Genomic DNA, 1,408 nt, shown 5'->3' on the forward strand with positions numbered 1-1,408 from the left:
GCCTGAGATCCGATAGGCGCCCCCCTTGGGGGGTGATTCGGTGATCCTATGCTGCCAAGAAAAGCATCGACGCGAGGTTTTAGCCGCCCGTACCCCAAACCGACACAGGTGATCAGGTAGAGAATACTAAGGCGATCGAGAGAATCATGGTTAAGGAACTCGGCAAAATGCCCCCGTAACTTCGGGAGAAGGGGGGCCTGCCCCGTGGACGCCACTTGCTGGCGCGAGCGGGTGTGGGCCGCAGAGACCAGGGGGAAGCGACTGTTTACTAAAAACACAGGTCCGTGCGAAGTCGCAAGACGATGTATACGGACTGACTCCTGCCCGGTGCTGGAAGGTTAAGAGGACCGGTTAGCTCTTTGGAGCGAAGCTGAGAATTTAAGCCCCAGTAAACGGCGGTGGTAACTATAACCATCCTAAGGTAGCGAAATTCCTTGTCGGGTAAGTTCCGACCTGCACGAATGGAGTAACGACTTCCCCGCTGTCTCAACCATGAACTCGGCGAAATTGCACTACGAGTAAAGATGCTCGTTACGCGCAGCAGGACGGAAAGACCCCGAGACCTTTACTATAGTTTGGTATTGGTGTTCGGTGCAGCTTGTGTAGGATAGGTGGGAGACTGTGAAGCCCGGACGCTAGTTCGGGTGGAGTCATCGTTGAAATACCACTCTGGCTGTACCGGTCACCTAACTTCGGCCCATGATCTGGGTCAGGGACAGTGCCTGATGGGTAGTTTAACTGGGGCGGTTGCCTCCTAAAGAGTAACGGAGGCGCCCAAAGGTTCCCTCAGCCTGGTTGGCAATCAGGTGTCGAGTGTAAGTGCACAAGGGAGCTTGACTGTGAGAGCGACAGCTCGAGCAGGGACGAAAGTCGGGACTAGTGATCCGGCGGCACGTTGTGGAACGGCCGTCGCTCAACGGATAAAAGGTACCTCGGGGATAACAGGCTGATCTTGCCCAAGAGTCCATATCGACGGCATGGTTTGGCACCTCGATGTCGGCTCGTCGCATCCTGGGGCTGGAGTAGGTCCCAAGGGTTGGGCTGTTCGCCCATTAAAGCGGTACGCGAGCTGGGTTTAGAACGTCGTGAGACAGTTCGGTCCCTATCCGCTGCGCGCGCAGGAAATTTGAGAAGAGCTGTCCTTAGTACGAGAGGACCGGGACGGACGAACCTCTGGTGTGTCAGTTGTACTGCCAAGTGCACCGCTGATTAGCTACGTTCGGAAGGGATAACCGCTGAAAGCATCTAAGCGGGAAGCCCACTTCGAGATGAGATTTCCATACACTTTTGAGTGTGAGAGGCCCCCAGCCAGACCACTGGGTTGATAGGCAGGATGTGGAAGCGAGGACTAAAGACTCGTGAAGCTGACCTGTACTAATAGGCCGACAACTTAAACCACAAACACCAC

General features: G+C 55.3%; 1 rRNA gene. It reads left to right on the top strand.

Going from position 1 to position 1,408, the window contains the following annotated elements:
• Nucleotides 1–1,399 (top strand): 23S ribosomal RNA (locus AC6CHY_RS19930); the annotation flags it as partial.
• Between the last annotated feature and the right edge of the window lie 9 nt (nucleotides 1,400–1,408).

Source organism: Paeniglutamicibacter sp. GQ140, from assembly GCF_059759235.1.